Source organism: Ferrovibrio terrae, assembly GCF_943372915.1.
GTDB lineage: Bacteria > Pseudomonadota > Alphaproteobacteria > Ferrovibrionales > Ferrovibrionaceae > Ferrovibrio > Ferrovibrio terrae_A.
Genome location: NZ_CALSAN010000018.1, coordinates 12,228 through 27,549 on the forward strand (window position 1 = coordinate 12,228; position 15,322 = coordinate 27,549).

13 protein-coding genes are annotated in these 15,322 nt (G+C 63.8%); 3 read left to right on the forward strand and 10 right to left on the reverse strand.

Annotated elements, in window-relative coordinates; translation table 11 throughout:
• Positions 1-116 precede the first annotated feature (116 nt).
• Positions 117-1,133 (forward strand): DUF692 domain-containing protein, encoded by a 1,017-nt coding sequence (locus tag AAG821_RS13500; protein ID WP_341909801.1) that lies wholly within the window; start codon positions 117-119, stop codon positions 1,131-1,133.
• Positions 1,117-1,887, forward strand: coding sequence for a DNA-binding domain-containing protein (locus tag AAG821_RS13505; RefSeq protein ID WP_341909803.1), 771 nt, complete (start codon positions 1,117-1,119; stop codon positions 1,885-1,887). Before AAG821_RS13500 ends, AAG821_RS13505 begins: the two co-directional genes overlap by 17 nt.
• Here the strand turns inward: AAG821_RS13505 and AAG821_RS13510 are convergent.
• From AAG821_RS13510 to AAG821_RS13520, 3 genes are read right to left on the reverse strand one after another with little or no spacing between them, the layout of a single operon-like run.
• Positions 1,884-3,161, reverse strand: coding sequence for an amidohydrolase (locus AAG821_RS13510; RefSeq protein ID WP_341909805.1), 1,278 nt, complete (start codon positions 3,159-3,161; stop codon positions 1,884-1,886). The genes AAG821_RS13505 and AAG821_RS13510 overlap by 4 nt on opposite strands.
• Positions 3,162-3,175: 14 nt before the next feature.
• A complete protein-coding gene (locus AAG821_RS13515) occupies positions 3,176-3,454 on the reverse strand; it encodes a hypothetical protein (protein ID WP_341909807.1) in 279 nt (92 codons plus the stop codon).
• 31 nt (positions 3,455-3,485) lie between these two features.
• Positions 3,486-4,679 (reverse strand): MFS transporter, encoded by a 1,194-nt coding sequence (locus tag AAG821_RS13520; RefSeq protein WP_341909809.1) that lies wholly within the window; start codon positions 4,677-4,679, stop codon positions 3,486-3,488.
• A gap of 167 nt (positions 4,680-4,846) precedes the next feature.
• Between AAG821_RS13520 and AAG821_RS13525 the strand changes: the two genes are divergently transcribed.
• Complete coding sequence (locus AAG821_RS13525) at positions 4,847-6,241, forward strand: alpha/beta fold hydrolase (RefSeq protein WP_341909810.1); 1,395 nt, start codon at positions 4,847-4,849, stop codon at positions 6,239-6,241.
• A 6-nt stretch (positions 6,242-6,247) separates the two neighbouring features.
• On the opposite strand, the gene AAG821_RS13530 is transcribed toward AAG821_RS13525, so the two are convergent.
• From AAG821_RS13530 to sucC, 7 genes are all read right to left on the reverse strand, one after another.
• Positions 6,248-7,159: a DMT family transporter gene (locus AAG821_RS13530; RefSeq protein WP_341909812.1), complete on the reverse strand. Its 912-nt coding sequence runs from the start codon at positions 7,157-7,159 to the stop codon at positions 6,248-6,250.
• Between the two features lie 64 nt (positions 7,160-7,223).
• Positions 7,224-8,627 (reverse strand): dihydrolipoyl dehydrogenase, encoded by a 1,404-nt coding sequence (gene lpdA / locus AAG821_RS13535; protein WP_341909814.1) that lies wholly within the window; start codon positions 8,625-8,627, stop codon positions 7,224-7,226.
• Positions 8,628-8,647: 20 nt separating this feature from the next.
• Positions 8,648-8,962 (reverse strand): hypothetical protein, encoded by a 315-nt coding sequence (locus AAG821_RS13540; protein WP_341909816.1) that lies wholly within the window; start codon positions 8,960-8,962, stop codon positions 8,648-8,650.
• Positions 8,963-8,979: 17 nt separating this feature from the next.
• The gene (gene odhB / locus AAG821_RS13545) at positions 8,980-10,200 is read right to left on the reverse strand and encodes a 2-oxoglutarate dehydrogenase complex dihydrolipoyllysine-residue succinyltransferase (protein WP_341909818.1); all 1,221 of its coding nucleotides are present in this window, start codon (positions 10,198-10,200) and stop codon (positions 8,980-8,982) included.
• 54 nt (positions 10,201-10,254) lie between these two features.
• Positions 10,255-13,134, reverse strand: coding sequence for a 2-oxoglutarate dehydrogenase E1 component (locus AAG821_RS13550; RefSeq protein WP_341909820.1), 2,880 nt, complete (start codon positions 13,132-13,134; stop codon positions 10,255-10,257).
• 48 nt (positions 13,135-13,182) lie between these two features.
• Positions 13,183-14,061: a succinate--CoA ligase subunit alpha gene (gene sucD, locus AAG821_RS13555; protein ID WP_341909822.1), complete on the reverse strand. Its 879-nt coding sequence runs from the start codon at positions 14,059-14,061 to the stop codon at positions 13,183-13,185.
• On the reverse strand, positions 14,062-15,231 hold the full coding sequence (gene sucC / locus AAG821_RS13560) for an ADP-forming succinate--CoA ligase subunit beta (RefSeq protein WP_341909824.1): 1,170 nt from the start codon (positions 15,229-15,231) through the stop codon (positions 14,062-14,064).
• Positions 15,232-15,322: the final 91 nt, after the last annotated feature.

Here is a 15,322-nt window from a genome sequence, read left to right on the forward strand (position 1 = left end):
GGCCGCCTGATCTCGGCAGGTATTTTTCCACAGGCGATGCTAGAGTGCCGGGATATGCACAGGGCTGGCAGGCCTGTGCAGCGACGCATCAGCCTGAAGAGTGTGCATCCGGCGCCATGACGGATCAGAAACCCATTGCCGCACCGACCAGAGAGACTCTGGCGCGGGACGCGACCACCGGCAGCCCGGCCCCGGGGATCGCTGCGGCGATTCTGCCTGGCCTGGCGCCGGAGCGCGTCGGCATCGGCCTGCGCCCGCCGCATCACCAGGATCTGCTGGATACGCGCCCGCCGATCGGCTGGCTGGAAATCCATGCGGAAACCTATATGGGCGGCGGCGCAGCACGGCACTACCTGGAACAGGCCCGGGCGCTCTGGCCGATTGCCGTGCAGGCCACCGGCCTGGGGCTGGGCAGCGACGAACTGCCCGACACCGATCATCTCAACCGGCTGGCCCGCCTGGTCGACTGGCTGGAGCCGGCACTGGTGTCCGAGCACCTCGCCTGGGTCGGCGTCGATGGCCGCTACTACAATGATCTGCTGCCCCTGCCCTATACGTCTGAGAGCCTGGAAAGCTGCTGCCGCAATGTCGATATCGTGCAGGGGCGCCTGAAACGGCCGATCCTGATGGCCAACCCGGCCAGCTATCTGCGCTTCCGCGAAAGCCAGATTGCCGAGGCAGAATTCCTTAGCCGCCTGAGCCAGCAGAGTGGCTGCGGCATTCTGTGCGACGTGAACAATCTCTATGTCTCCAGTGTCAACCATGTCGGCCGCGAGGCGGCGCCGGCGGTGGCGGAGGCCTATCTCGACAGTCTGCCCGGACCGGCGGTGCACCAGATCCGCCTGGCCGGCCACAGCGAATGCACCGCCGATGGCAAGCTGATGCTGATCGATGACCATGGTGCCCTGGTGGCCGAACCGGTCTGGCGGCTTTATGCCAGCGCGGTGCAGCGTTTCCCCCATGCCGCCACCTCGCTGGAATGGGACAGCAACCTGCCGCCCCTGGCGCATCTGGTGGCCGAAGCGCAGCATGCCGAACGCCAGCGCGCCGCAGCACTGCGGCCGAGCGAACTGCCGGGAGATTCTCCTGGCGACGAACTGACAGCGACGGATGGCGATGAGCGCGCTGCTTGAACGTCAACGCGAATTTGCCGGCGCGCTGACCGGCTCGCTGTATGGCATCGTCGAGAAGGTGATCGGCGATGCGATCCCGGCGGAAGGCCGGCTGCAGATCTATGCCGACCGCTTCCGCGCCAGCCTGCTGGAAGTGCTGGCCCTCACCTTCCCGGTCACCCGCGCCCTGGTCGGCGAGGCTTTTTTCGCCCAGACCGCGCGCGCCTTCCTGATCTTCGACCCGCCGCGCTCGCCGGTCCTGGCACAGTATGGCGGCGGCTTTCCCACCTTCCTCGCCGCCTTGCCCGATCTCAGCGGGCACCACTACTTGCCCGATATCGCCGCCTTTGAATGGGCGCTGAATGTGGCCGAACATGCCGAGGATGTAGACCTGCTGCGGCCGGAAGACCTGCCCGATGCCATCGAGGAGATGACCTTCACGCTGCACCCATCCGCGCAACGTCTCTCAACGCCGTTTCCGGTCAGCGAGATCTGGCAGGTGCACCAGCCGGAATCACCGGCGGTGGAGCGTATCCAGCTGGCCGGCAGCAGCGAGCGCCTGCTGGTCTGGCGCCGCGGCATCACGGTCCGCTGGCACAAGCTCAATCACGGCGAGGACCGCCTGCTGGCCGAACTGGCCAACGGCGTGCCGCTGGATGCCGCCATGCAGGCGGCCGGCGTACATGAGGATTTCGATTTCCCCGCCAGCTTCAGCTGGATGCTGGATGGCGGCGTGTTCGCGCGACCAGCCAGCATCACGGAGTCCGCAGCTTAATCCAGCCAGCTGTAGGACGCCGCCAGCATCGCCTCGATGCCGGTGCGCAGGGTCGGATGCAGCACCGGTGCGTAGAAGGGCGAATGATTGACCGGCAGGATCGTGGGATCGTCACCGGTCTGCGCCTTGGCATAGAGATCCGGATCGCTGCCGCCAATCACCCAGAACACCGAGGGCACGTTCCAGGCCGTGCCGAACAGGCCGAAATCCTCGCTGCCCGAGGCCGGTTCCACCGTCATCACGCGCTCAGGCCCGAAGTAGGCCGACATGCCCTCGACGGTGCGCGCGGTGGCGGCCTCGTCATTGATGGTGAGCGGGAACTGGCTGATCACCGAGTATTCCGGCGGCTTCGGCGCGCCGGAAGCCTGTGCCTCGGCGTCGATGATGCGCTTGACCGAGGCCAGCACCCGGGTGCGCACGTTTTCCTTGAAGGTGCGGATATTGAGGCGCAGCAGCGCCTCGTCAGGGATCACATTTTCATTGAAGCCGCTTTGCAGCGTGCCCACGGTGACAACTGCGCTGTCTGCCATCGCCACTTCGCGCGACACGACTGTTTGCAGCCGCATCACGGTGGAGGCGGCCATCACCACGGGATCGATGCTGTTCTGTGGCTTGGAGCCATGGGCACCACGGCCGAACAGCTTCACCTCCCAGCTGTCGGCCGCCGACATGGCGACACCGGCCTTGTAGCCGATGCGGCCGGCCGGCAGCGGGATGACATGCTGGCCGAGCGAGACAGTGGGCTTGGGGAAACGCTTGACCATGCCGTCGGCCAGCATGGCGCGGGCACCAGCGCCGATTTCCTCGGCCGGCTGGAACACCGCCATCACGGTGCCCTTCCAGGTGTCGCGCGCTTCCGACAGCAGGCGGCCCACCGCCATCAGCCAGGTGACATGGAAGTCGTGGCCACAGGCATGCATGATCGACACAGACTGGCCGAAGCGATCCACGCCGGTCTGCGTGCTGGCATAGTCCAGCCCGGTCTTTTCCTTGACCGGCAGGCCGTCCATATCGGCGCGCAGCAGGATCACCGGGCCGTCGCCATTCTTCAGAATCGCCACCACGCCGGTGGTGCCGACCTTTTCATGCACCTCGAAGCCATACTGCTTCATCCAGGCGGCGGCGATGCCGGCGGTGCGCACTTCCTGCATCGAGAGTTCCGGATGCCGGTGCAGATCGAGATAGATCTTTTCCAGCTCGGGCAGCATGGCGTCGATCTTGCCGAAGATCGCGGCTCTGTCAGGGGAAAGCGTGCGGTGCCGGGGTGCGTGCATGAGCGTTCTCTTTCTTAAGCGTAAGTCTGGAACTGGGGTTTGGTGCCGGCGCGCAGGCGCGGCAGGCCGCATTTCGGCGCTTCCGGATCGGCTTCGATCTCGCCGAGCAGCACCAGGATTTCCTGGCCGATGCGCATGGCATCCTGCGGCGGCAGGGCATCGGGATGTTCGACAAGTGCGAGCAGATCGAGAATACGCTGCTGACGCTGGTAGCGGCGACGGATCGCAGCAGCCTGATCGTCAGGCATGCCGATCAGCTCCACATCGGGCGGCAGTTCACAGCGGTCGCACATGAACGAATTAGACCGGATACGCCGAAAAGCGTCAACGCGATTGAAGATTTTTACCTGTGCGGATGAGTGCGAGCGGACCAATCAGCGCACCAATTCCCATGACCGCAAGGCCGATGCCCCAGGTCACCACGCTCTGACCGCCCGCCATATATTGCGCCGCATCCAGGGCGAAACCGACAAACAGCGGGCCCAGCACCGAAACACCGAAACCCAGCGCCGAATGCAACGCCATGGTTGAGGCGCGATGCTCAGGCTCGGCGGCGGCCATCATACCAGAGGTAAGCGAACCCGAATCACCGCAGATAAAGACGAAATAGACCGCGCTGAACAGCAGCACGGCCCAGACCGGCAGCCAGGCAGTAAAACCAAACGCCAGCCCCATCACCGCCGAGATGGTCATGATGCCGACCAGGGCGCGGCGGCGACCGATCTTGAGCGCCAGTTCGTTACCCAGCAGACTGGCCGGCAGGCCGATCAGGGTGACCAGCGCTGCCAGCACGGTGGCACTGGGCAACACGGCCGACACGGATGGGTCGCGCGCCAGCACGAAGACAAGGAAAGCCGTGATCCAGGCGCGCATGGCGGTGAGTTCAAAGCCATGAGCGGCATAGCCGATGATATAGCCCATGGCATCACGGTTGCGCAGCACCGGCCGCAGGGCGAAGCCACGCTCGGCCTTGTCCTTGACCGGCGGCACATGCGGCGCCAGCAGCCACCAGGCCAGCAGGCCGGCGATCAGGCTTAAGCCACCCACCACGGCAAAGCTCCAGCGCCAGCCAAAGGATTCGGCCAGCAGGCCGGTGACGGTGAAGCTTGCCGCAACGGCAATCGAATAGCTGGCGGTGTAGAAGGTAACAGCGCGACTCTGTTCGCCGCCCTGCAGCCGGTCGGTGAGCGCACGCAGGCCGGGCATATAGATCGCAGCCTGGCCCACACCGCCGATGGCACGCAGGAAAAAGCCCGACCAGAAGCCATCGGCAAACAGGGCAAAACCCACAGTGCTGAGACCGGTGACCAGAGCACCACCAGCAAACACCAGCTTGGCGTCGAAGCGGTCGGTCAGCATCATCGCATGCGTGACCACCAGCATGTAGCCAAGGTAATAAACGCCGGCGATCCAGCCTGCCTCGGTGTTGCTTAAGCCCCAGGCGGCGATGAAATCCGGCATCAGGGCCGGAAAGCTGGCGATCGGCAGGATGGCGAGAACCTCGAGGGCCGCCAGCATAAAAATCAGGTTACGAGAGGACATCAGACCGGAATTGGCTTGAGGGTGTCAGGGGTTATCACGCAGTATTCACCCATCTTGCGCCCACTGCCAGAGTATCGTCACATTCCTCCGCGATAACTGACAGACTCGTCCAGCCAAACTGGCCTTCAGAACCAGGATCCGTCATGCCACAGAATTTCCAGTTCCGCCCGTCCCGCCGCAGCTTCCTGGCCGGCACCGCCGCCCTTGGCCTCACGCCGCTGCTGGCCTGCGCACCGCGCCCACAGGATGCCGCCGTCGCCGTGCCGCAGTTCGATACTTATCCGCCTGTGATCTTCGTACACGGCAATGGCGATACAGCGGCTTTGTGGCATACCAGCATCTGGCGCTGGGAAAGCAACGGCTTCCCCGACAAACGGCTGTTCGCGGTCGATTTCCCCTATCCGCTGGCGCGCAGCAACGATGCTGAATACCAGGCTGGCCGCTCTTCGACGCAGGACCAGTTCGAACAGCTTTCGGTGGCTGTGCAGGCTGCCCTGCGCCAGACCGGCGCCGGCCGCGTTGCCCTGGTCGGCTCATCGCGCGGCGGCAATGCGATCCGGAATTATCTCAAGAACGGCCCCGGTCCCGCCTATGTCAGCCACGCCGTGCTCTGCGGCACGCCCAACCATGGCGTGATTGTCTCGAATGACAAGCTGGTCGGCAGCGAATTCAACGGTGCCGCGCCATTCCTGCGCCGGCTCAACGATGGTCTGGAGACCGTGCCGGGCGTGCAATGGATGACCACACGCAGCGATGCCTTCGACAAATTCGCACAGCCCGATGGCGCCGGCATCGGCATGCCGGGCACGCCGACCGGCGTGACGGCCGATGGACCCGCCCTCGCTGGTGCCAAGAATATCGTGCTGCCCGGCCTCGACCATCGCGAGGTGGCCTTCCACGAAAAGGCCTTTGCCGCGACCTGGGACTTCATCATCGGTAGCCCGCCGGCCACCACCAAGATCCTGCCCGAAAGCAATCCGGTGCTGAACGGCAAGGTCAATGGTATGGCGCGCGGCGTGCCGACCAACCTGCCGGTGGAAGGCGCCACGGTTGAAATCTGGGAGACCAACCCGCAGACCGGCGCGCGCCTGCGCAGCGCAGCGTCGCATCGCAAGGTCACCGGCGCCGATGGCTACTGGGGTCCGTTCCAGGCGAGCCCGACGGCGACCTATGAATTCGTGCTGAGCGTGCCCAGCCAGACCACCACGCATATCTATCGTTCGCCATTCCCGCGTTCGTCGGCGCATATCCATCTGCGCACCGCCGTGGTGGCCGACCGCGACCGCCAGGCCGGTTCGATCGTCACCATCAGCCGGCCGCGCGGCTATTTCGGCCCGGGTCGAGACATCGTCACCTTCGACGGCCAGCCGGCGCCGGGTATTCCCGCCGGCGTGCCGACCAATTCGACCTCGACGCTGGCAATTCCGCGCGGCACGGCGCAGCGCACCGTGGTATGCCGCTGCAACGACGAAACCATCGCCGTGCAGAGCTGGGCAGCGACCGATGACCGCGCGGTGATTGCGGAGCTGCATTACTAGGGCGCCTTACTTGGGGCTGCCTTGCTGGGGTGATCTGCCCTTGCGAATCAGCAGCAGACCACCGGCCACGATCAGCGCCGTGCCGGTCCAGGCCATCAGGCTGGGCAGGGTGCCGAACACCGCCCAGCCGATCAGCGCGGCGAAGGCCACCGAACTGTAGGTGAATGGCGCCAGCCAGGCTGCATCGGCCAGGCGGTAGGCGCGCACATTGCACATCTGGCCGAAGATCGCCATCGGCCCGATCAGGCAGAGCGCCGCCAGCGTCAACGGTTCGACCGGAACCCACAGAAACAGCATCGCGCCGCCCAGGATCACGGAGGCAAAGCCGTTCACATGCAGCAGCATGGACAGCATGCTCTCATGGCGCGACAGCACCTTGATCAGGATCACCTCGCAGGCGGTGAGGAAGGCGCCGGCCAGTACGGCCAGCGGCGCCCAGGCATGACTGAGCGGATCGGGCGCCACGGCAAACCCGGTGTTGCCCCGCACGATCACCAGCGCGCCCAGCACGCAGAGCAGGCCGGCGATGCCCTGCATCAGCACGATACGCTCGCGCAGCAGCAGCACGGCCAGCCCCATGGTAAAAACACCCTGCAGCAGCGCGAGCGCCGAAGCATCGGCCAGCGGCATATGGGTCGCACCCCAGATCGAGCAGGCACCGCCGCCGACACCGCAAAACGCACGCAGCAGATGCAGGTGCCGTCGCCCGCCAGCCAGAAGGGTCTTCAATGGCTGGCGCTGGGCAGCGGCAATCCCGCTGACCGTGACAAAACCGCTGACATAGCGGATGAAGACGATCTGGATCGCCGGCACCAGGCCGCCGGTCAGCTTGCCCGAGGCATAAAGCAGCGAGAAGGCGAAGGCGGCGCCCAGCACCCAGAGCGCCGCGGCGGCTTTTGATTCGAGACGCGGGATCATCGGTCTATCATGAATGAAAAAGGGCGGCTGTGAAGCCGCCCCTTATGACCGACATGCGGCCCGGTCAGATCGTGATCGTATGCCCGTCGACGGCCAATGCGGCTTCCTTCACAGCTTCGGTCAGAGCCGGATGGGCATGGACAGTGCGGTAGATGTCTTCGGCGGAGGCACCAAACTCGATCGCCATCACCAGTTCCTGGATCAGGTGACCGGCATCGGCGCCAATGATATGCGCGCCGACCACCTTCTTGGTCTTCTCGTCTTCCAGGATCTTCACGAAACCGTCGGTCATGGTCATGGCCCGCGCCCGCGCGTTGGCGGTGAAGGGAAACTTGCCAACCTTGTAGGCAATACCTGCGGCCTTCAGTTCTTCCTCGGTCTTGCCCACGCTGGCGACTTCCGGCCAGGTGTAGACCACGCCCGGAATGGCGTCGTAGTTGATATGCGGCTTCTGGCCGGCCAGCATCTCAGCCAGCACCATGCCCTCTTCATCCGCCTTATGTGCCAGCATGGGGCCGATGATTGCATCGCCGATGGCATAGATGCCCGGTGCCGTGGTGTTGAAGTGACCATCGGTCTTGACCCGGCCGCGCTCGTCCAGCTGCACACCGGCAGCCTCCAGGCCGAGGCCAGTGGTGTAGGGCCGGCGGCCGATCGACACCAGCACGATATCGGCGGTCATCTCTTCAACCGCACCGCCGGCGGCCGGCTCCATGGTCAGTGCCACGCCAGCCTTACCGGCCTTGGCCGCCGTCACCTTGGTGCCCAGCTTGAACTTCATGCCCTGCTTGGCGAGGACGCGCTGCATCTGCTTCGATACCTCGCCATCATTGGTCGGCAGGATGCGGTCGAGGAATTCCACCACGGTGACTTCAGCGCCAAGGCGCATCCAGACAGAGCCCAGCTCCAGGCCGATCACGCCGCCGCCGATCACCACCATGGTCTTCGGCACGGCGCTGAGCTTGAGCGCGCCGGTGGACGACACCACCTGCTTCTCGTCGATCTCAATACCCTTGAGCGGCATCACTTCGGAGCCGGTGGCGATCACAATATGCTTGGCCGCATAGGTGCCCTTGCTCTCGCCGGTCACTTCCACCTTGCCGCCACCCAGCAGTTTTCCGGTGCCCTTGAGCCAGGTGATCTTGTTCTTCTTGAACAGGAATTCGATGCCCTTGTTCGACGCACTGACCACGCTCTGCTTCTGCGCCATCATCGCCGGCAGGTCGATGTCGATCTTGCCGACCTTGATGCCATGCTGGGCGAAGCCATGATTCGCCTCACGATACAGCTCGGAGGAATGCAGCAGTGCCTTGGACGGGATGCAGCCGACATTGGTGCAGGTACCGCCAAGGCCGGGATCCTTTTCCACGACAGCGGTATTCATGCCGAGCTGGGCGCAGCGGATCGCCATGGTGTAGCCGCCGGGGCCGGCACCGATGATGACAACGTCGAAAGCCTGTTCACTCATTAGGATAATCCTCCGGAAACCTATAGCGGCAGCGGGGCATAAAGCCGGCCACCGGCAACATTCATGGTTCTCACCGACTGGCTGCCAGCCAGCATGCCGCTGGCCACCAGATCTTCCAGAATTTCATGATAGACCGGTGAGGTCTTAACTGCGTCGATGGCAGTGATGTCACGCCAGTAGCTGACTGTGCGCCACTGTTCTGCGTCATAGTTGAACATGCAGCCCAGGCAGCCATCCTGATCGCGGAAAAAAGGCTCAAGGCGGTCGCGAGCGAATTCGATGAAATCGTCCAGGCGAGTGGCGTCGTAACCCGAAATCCACACCCGGACGATCATCGCCCACCCGCTTTCTTTTACATCTCAAACAGCAGGCGCTGCGGATCCTCGAGGCATTCCTTGACGCGCACGAGGAAGCTGACCGCCTCGCGGCCGTCGACGATGCGATGATCGTAGGTCAGTGCCACATACATCATCGGACGGATCACGACCTGACCATTGATCGCCATCGGGCGGTCCTGGATCTTGTGCATGCCCAGGATGGCCGACTGTGGCGGATTGATGATCGGAGTCGACATCAGCGAACCGAACACGCCGCCATTGGTGATGCTGAAGCTGCCGCCCTGCAGTTCGTCGATACCGAGCTTACCGTCACGGGCGCGCTTGCCCATGTCGGAAATGGTCTTCTCGATGCCGGCAAACGACAGGTGATCGGCATCGCGGATCACCGGCACGACCAGACCGGTCGGGGTGGAAACGGCGCAGCCGATGTTGAAGTAGTTCTTGAAGACGATCTCGTCGCCTTCGATCTCGGCATTCACCGCCGGGAATTCGCGCAAGGCCTGAACGCAAGCCTTGACGAAGAAGGACATGAAGCCCAGCCGCACGCCGTGCTTCTTCTCGAACTGGTCGACATACTGCTTGCGGGCAGCCATCAGCGCCGTCATGTCCACTTCGTTGAAGGTGGTCAGCAGGGCCGCAGTGTTCTGGGCTTCCTTCAGGCGGCGGGCGATCACCTGGCGCAGCTTGGACATGCGCTGGCGTTCCTCGCGGTCGCCATTGGCACGCGGGCCGGCCGGTACCGACGGCTTGGCGGCAGCCGCCGTGGTGCCGCTGGCCAGCAGGTCCATGACATCGCCCTTGGTGACGCGGCCATCGCGGCCCGAGCCGGCGACCCCCGCAACATTGACATTCTTCTCCGCCGCCAGCTTGGCAGCGGCCGGCAGAGCCTGGCCGGCCGCGGGCGCGGCAGCAGCCGGGGCCGCAGCGGGCTTCGGCGCGGCGGCGGGGGCAGCAGCGGGTGCAGCAGCCGGTTTGGCAGCGGGCTTCGCGGCGCCGGTACCGGCAGTCAGGGTCGCCAGCAGATCGCCGACCTGCACCGTGGCGCCTTCAGCGGCAAGAATCTCACCCAGCGTACCGGCTTCCGGCGCGTTGACCTCGACGGTCACCTTGTCGGTCTCCAGCTCGACCAGCAGCTGGTCGCGGGCAACACTGTCACCGGCCTTGGCCGACCATTTGCCGACAGTGGCTTCGGAGATCGATTCCGCCAGTTGCGGGACGCGAATTTCGACTGCCATGGTTACTTTCCTTATCCTTAAAAACGCCCCTCGAAACCTTCGTGACCCTGCGGTTTACGCCGTCAGGGCATCGTCGACCAGCTTGGCCTGCTGCTGGTTATGCTTGCTCATCAGGCCGGTGGCCGGCGAAGCGGCTTCCATGCGACCAGCATAGACCGGACGCTTCACCTTGCCGCCCAGCTCGGTCAGCACCGCCTCGACATGCGGCTCGATGAAGCTCCAGGCGCCCATGTTCTTCGGCTCTTCCTGGCACCACACCACCGTCTTGGCGTTCTTGTAGCGGCTCAGTTCGGTGATCAGCGCCTTGTGCGGGAACGGATAGAGCTGCTCGACCCGCAGAATCACGGTGTCTTTCATCTCGCGCTTCTGGCGTTCCTCGAACAGGTCGTAATAGACCTTGCCGGTGCACAGGATGACACGCTTGATCTTGGCATCGTCATGCGGTGCATCGTCCCACAGCACGCGGTGGAAGGTCGAACCCGGACCCATCTCGGTCAGCTTCGACACCGCCAGCTTGTGCCGCAGCAGCGACTTCGGCGTCATCAGGATCAGCGGCTTGCGGAACTTGCGGTTCACCTGCCGGCGCAGGATGTGGAAATAGTTGGCCGGCGTGGTGCAGTTCGCCACCTGCATGTTGTCTTCGGCACAGAGCTGCAGATAACGCTCCAGGCGGGCCGAGCTATGCTCCGGGCCCTGGCCTTCGTAGCCATGCGGCAGCAGAACCGCCAGGCCAGACATGCGCATCCATTTGGCTTCGCCCGACGAGATGAACTGGTCGAACACCACCTGGGCGCCATTGGCGAAATCGCCGAACTGGCCTTCCCACATCACCAGCGCATTCGGCTCCGCCAGGCTGTAGCCATATTCGTAACCCAGCACGGCGACTTCCGACAGCAGACTGTCGATCACCTCGTAATGGGCGGCCTTTTCGTCGATATGGTTGAGCGGCACATAGCGCTCTTCGGTCTGCTGGTCATGCCAGACGCTATGGCGCTGGCTGAAGGTGCCGCGACCGCAATCCTGGCCCGACAGGCGCACACCGAAGCCTTCCAGCTGCAGCGAGCCGAAGGCGAGCGCCTCAGCGGTCGCCCAGTCGATGCCCTCGCCCGCCTCGATGGCGGCGCGACGGTTGGCGGTGTTGCGCGCCAGCGTCTTGTGGATATTGAAACCGTCCGGCACGGCGGTAATCGCCATACCGACCTTCTTCAGGGTCTCGATCGCGACACCGGTGGTGCCACGGCGCTCATCGCCTGAAGCCTGCTCAAGACCGGCCCACTTGCCTTCCAGCCAGTCGGCCTTGTTCGGCTTGAAGGATTTCGAGGCTTCCAGCTCCTCTTCCAGGCGGTTCTGGAAATCGGTCACCATCGCCTCGGCCTCGGCCTCGGTCAGCGTGCCTTCATCGACCAGACGCTTGGCGTAAATCTGCCGCGTGGTCGGATGCGTGGCGATCGTGCGGTACATGATCGGCTGGGTGAAGGACGGATCATCGGTCTCGTTATGGCCGTGGCGGCGATAACAGAACAGATCGATCACCACATCCTTCTTGAACTGCTGACGGAACTCGATGGCGATCTTGGCCACATGCGTCACGGCTTCCGGATCGTCGCCGTTCACATGGAAGATCGGCGCCTGCACCACCTTCGCTCCATCCGACGGATAGGGCGATGAGCGCGAGTAGGACGGATTGGTGGTGAAACCGATCTGGTTGTTGACGATGATGTGGATAGTACCGCCGGTGCGATAGCCGCGAAGTTCGCTAAGCGCGAAGCATTCCGCCACCACGCCCTGGCCGGCAAAGGCCGCATCGCCATGCAGCAGCACGGTCAGCACCGAGCCGCGCTCGGTATCGCCCCACTGGGTCTGTTTGGCGCGTGCCTTGCCCAGGCAAACCGGATTGATGATCTCCAGATGCGACGGATTGGCCGCCATCGAAAGATGCACCTTGTTGCCATCGAACTCACGATCCGACGACACGCCGAGATGATACTTCACGTCGCCCGAACCCTGGAAATCGTCCGGGTGGTAGGCCATGCCCTTGAATTCGGTGAAGATGGCGCGATAGGGCTTGGCCATCACATTGGCGAGCAGGTTGAGACGGCCGCGATGCGGCATGCCCAACTCGATATCGCGCACGCCAAGCTGGCCGCCGCGCTTGATGATGGCTTCCATCGCCGGAACCAGCGCTTCGCCGCCTTCCAAACCAAATCGCTTGGTGCCGGTGAACTTCATGTGGCAGAAGCGCTCGAAAATCTCGCCTTCCACCAGTTTGTTCAGGATCGCCTTCTTGCCCTGAGGCGTGAACTGCACTTCCTTGTCGCGGCCTTCGATGCGCGACTGGATCCAGGCCTTCTGCTCAGGATGATAGATGTGCATGAACTCGACGCCGATGGTCGAGCAATAGGTACGGCGCAGGATCTGCAGGATCTCGCGCAGCGTGGCGCTCTCCAGACCCAGCATGTTGTCGATGAAGATCTGCCGGTCCATGTCGGCTTCGGTGAAGCCGTAGGATTGCGGCTCCAGTTCCGGATGCGCGCCCGGCGCCTGAATGCCAAGCGGATCCAGGTTGGCCATCAAGTGGCCGCGGATACGATAGTTGCGGATCAGCATGGCCGCGCGGATGGTATCCAGCGCAGCCGAACGGGCGTCGGCTGGCGAGGCGCCGCCCTTGGCCGCACGGTCGGCGGACTTGGCCGCCTTGCCCTGCGGACCGAGCAGACCCTCATCCTCCATCGGCACCAGCACGGTGGCCGGCGCCCAGGAGGGACGACTCAGCGCCTGCTTTGGCTGACTGAAGTCGTCGCCCAGTGCCTCGAAGAACTGCTTCCAGGAAGCATCGACGCTGTCGGGGTTGGCTACGTACTTGGCGTACAACTCCTCGACAAAGGTGCTGTTGCCACCATAGAGGAATTGCGTGCGTTCAAGCTGCGCCGTCATCGATGTCGTGGCGCCGCTTGTTGGCCGGCGCCGCCCTCTGTTTTCCTGTTACTTACCGTTCAACAGTTCAACCAGGGTGGTGCCGAGCGCTGCCGGGCTTTCCGAGACTCGGATGCCGGCCGATCGCATGGCCTCCAACTTGGTATTCGCATCGCCCTTGCCGCCCGAGATGATGGCGCCAGCATGACCCATGCGGCGCCCCGGAGGCGCGGTACGACCGGCGATGAAACCCACCGTCGGCTTCTTGATCTTGGACTTCATCAGGAACTCGGCAGCCTCTTCCTCGGCGCTGCCGCCGATTTCGCCGATCATGATGATGCACTCGGTTTCCTTGTCGCCAAGGAAGAGATCGAGCGCGTCGATGAAATTGGTGCCATTGACCGGGTCGCCACCGATGCCGATGCAGGTGGTCTGGCCCAGGCCGGCCGCCGTGGTCTGCGCCACGGCTTCATAGGTCAGCGTGCCGGAGCGCGACACGATGCCGACCTTGCCGCGGCGATGGATATGGCCCGGCATGATGCCGATCTTGCATTCGCCCGGCGTGATGACACCCGGGCAGTTCGGACCGATCAGGCGGGTCCGGGAACCGGTGAGCGCGCGCTTGACCTTGACCATGTCGAGCACCGGGATGCCTTCGGTGATGCAGACCACCAGCGGAATCTCGGCCTCGATGGCTTCCATGATCGAGTCGGCCGCGAACGGCGGCGGCACATAGATCACGGAGGCGTTGGCGCCGGTCTTTTCCACGGCATCGGCCACGGTGTTGAACACCGGCAGACCGATATGGGTGGTGCCGCCCTTACCCGGGGTGACGCCGCCGACCATTTTGGTACCGTAGGCAATCGCCTGTTCGCTGTGGAAGGTGCCCTGGCTGCCAGTGATGCCCTGGCAGATCACCTTGGTGTCCTTATTGACGAGAACAGCCATTTACTTGGCTCCCTTCACGGCCTTCACCACCTTTTCGGCGGCGTCGGCGAGATTATCGGCAGAGATGATCGGCAGGCCGCTCTCGGCCATGATCTTCTTGCCCAGATCGACGTTGGTGCCTTCCAGGCGCACGACCAGCGGCACCGCCAGCTTGACCTCGCGGGCCGCAGCCACCACGCCCTCGGCGATGATGTCGCAGCGCATGATGCCGCCGAAGATGTTGACCAGGATGCCCTTCACGTTCTTGTCGCCAAGAATGATCTTGAAAGCAGCCGTGACGCGTTCCTTGGTGGCGCCGCCGCCGACATCGAGGAAGTTGGCCGGCTCGGAGCCGTACAGCTTGATGATGTCCATGGTGGCCATGGCAAGACCGGCGCCGTTGACCATGCAGCCGATTTCGCCGTCGAGCTTAACGTAGTTCAGCGACCACTTGGCGGCTTCCAGTTCGGAGGCATCCTCCTCGTCCGGATCGCGCATGTCTTCCACATCCTTGTGGCGGTACAGCGCGTTGTCGTCGAAGTTCATCTTGGCATCCAGCGCAATCATCTCGCCGGCGCCGGTGACGACCAGCGGGTTGATTTCAACGATGGAGGCATCGAGGCTGGTGAAAGCCTCGTACATCGCGGTCATGAACTTCACCGCCGACTGCACCTGCTTGCCCTCAAGGCCAAGGCCGAAGGCAATCTTGCGGGCATGGAACGGCTGCAGGCCGGTCGCCGGATCGATGGCGACCTTGAGGATCTTTTCCGGATGCGAGGCCGCAACCTCTTCGATCTCCATGCCGCCCTCGGTGGAGGCCATCACGGTGATGCGCGAGGTGGCGCGATCAACCAGGAAGCTGAGATACAGCTCGCGCTTGATGTCGCAGCCTTCCTCGATGTAGAGGCGCTTGACCAGCTTACCCTCGGGACCGGTCTGGTGCGTCACCAGGGTCATGCCGAGGATCGACTTGGACTGTGCGGCAACGTCGTCGATCGACTTCACCACCTTGACGCCGCCGCCCTTGCCGCGACCGCCGGCATGGATCTGGGCCTTCACCACCCAGACGGGACCGCCCAGCTGCTTGGCCACGGTAACGGCCTCGTCGGCCGTGAAAGCGACACCGCCGCGCGGCACGGCGACACCGTATTTCGCGAGCAGGCTTTTCGCCTGGTATTCATGGATGTTCATGCTGACCTACGGGTTTTAAAACCGGCGCGAAAAGCCCCGGTTTCTCTGATTGCCGTTCGGGGCCGAGGTTATAGCAGCCTTCGGAAAGGCC

Coding starts and splice junctions, on each gene's coding strand:
- AAG821_RS13530 (WP_341909812.1), bottom strand. CDS start 7,159: ATGATCCCGCGTCTCGAATCAAAAGCCGCCGCGGCGCTCTGGGTGCTG.
- AAG821_RS13520 (WP_341909809.1), bottom strand. CDS start 4,679: ATGCTGGCGGCCCTCGAGGTTCTCGCCATCCTGCCGATCGCCAGCTTT.
- sucD (WP_341909822.1), bottom strand. CDS start 14,061: ATGGCTGTTCTCGTCAATAAGGACACCAAGGTGATCTGCCAGGGCATC.
- AAG821_RS13510 (WP_341909805.1), bottom strand. CDS start 3,161: ATGCACGCACCCCGGCACCGCACGCTTTCCCCTGACAGAGCCGCGATC.
- lpdA (WP_341909814.1), bottom strand. CDS start 8,627: ATGAGTGAACAGGCTTTCGACGTTGTCATCATCGGTGCCGGCCCCGGC.
- AAG821_RS13505 (WP_341909803.1), top strand. CDS start 1,117: ATGAGCGCGCTGCTTGAACGTCAACGCGAATTTGCCGGCGCGCTGACC.
- sucC (WP_341909824.1), bottom strand. CDS start 15,231: ATGAACATCCATGAATACCAGGCGAAAAGCCTGCTCGCGAAATACGGT.
- AAG821_RS13525 (WP_341909810.1), top strand. CDS start 4,847: ATGCCACAGAATTTCCAGTTCCGCCCGTCCCGCCGCAGCTTCCTGGCC.
- AAG821_RS13540 (WP_341909816.1), bottom strand. CDS start 8,962: ATGATCGTCCGGGTGTGGATTTCGGGTTACGACGCCACTCGCCTGGAC.
- AAG821_RS13500 (WP_341909801.1), top strand. CDS start 117: ATGACGGATCAGAAACCCATTGCCGCACCGACCAGAGAGACTCTGGCG.
- AAG821_RS13550 (WP_341909820.1), bottom strand. CDS start 13,134: ATGACGGCGCAGCTTGAACGCACGCAATTCCTCTATGGTGGCAACAGC.
- AAG821_RS13515 (WP_341909807.1), bottom strand. CDS start 3,454: ATGTGCGACCGCTGTGAACTGCCGCCCGATGTGGAGCTGATCGGCATG.
- odhB (WP_341909818.1), bottom strand. CDS start 10,200: ATGGCAGTCGAAATTCGCGTCCCGCAACTGGCGGAATCGATCTCCGAA.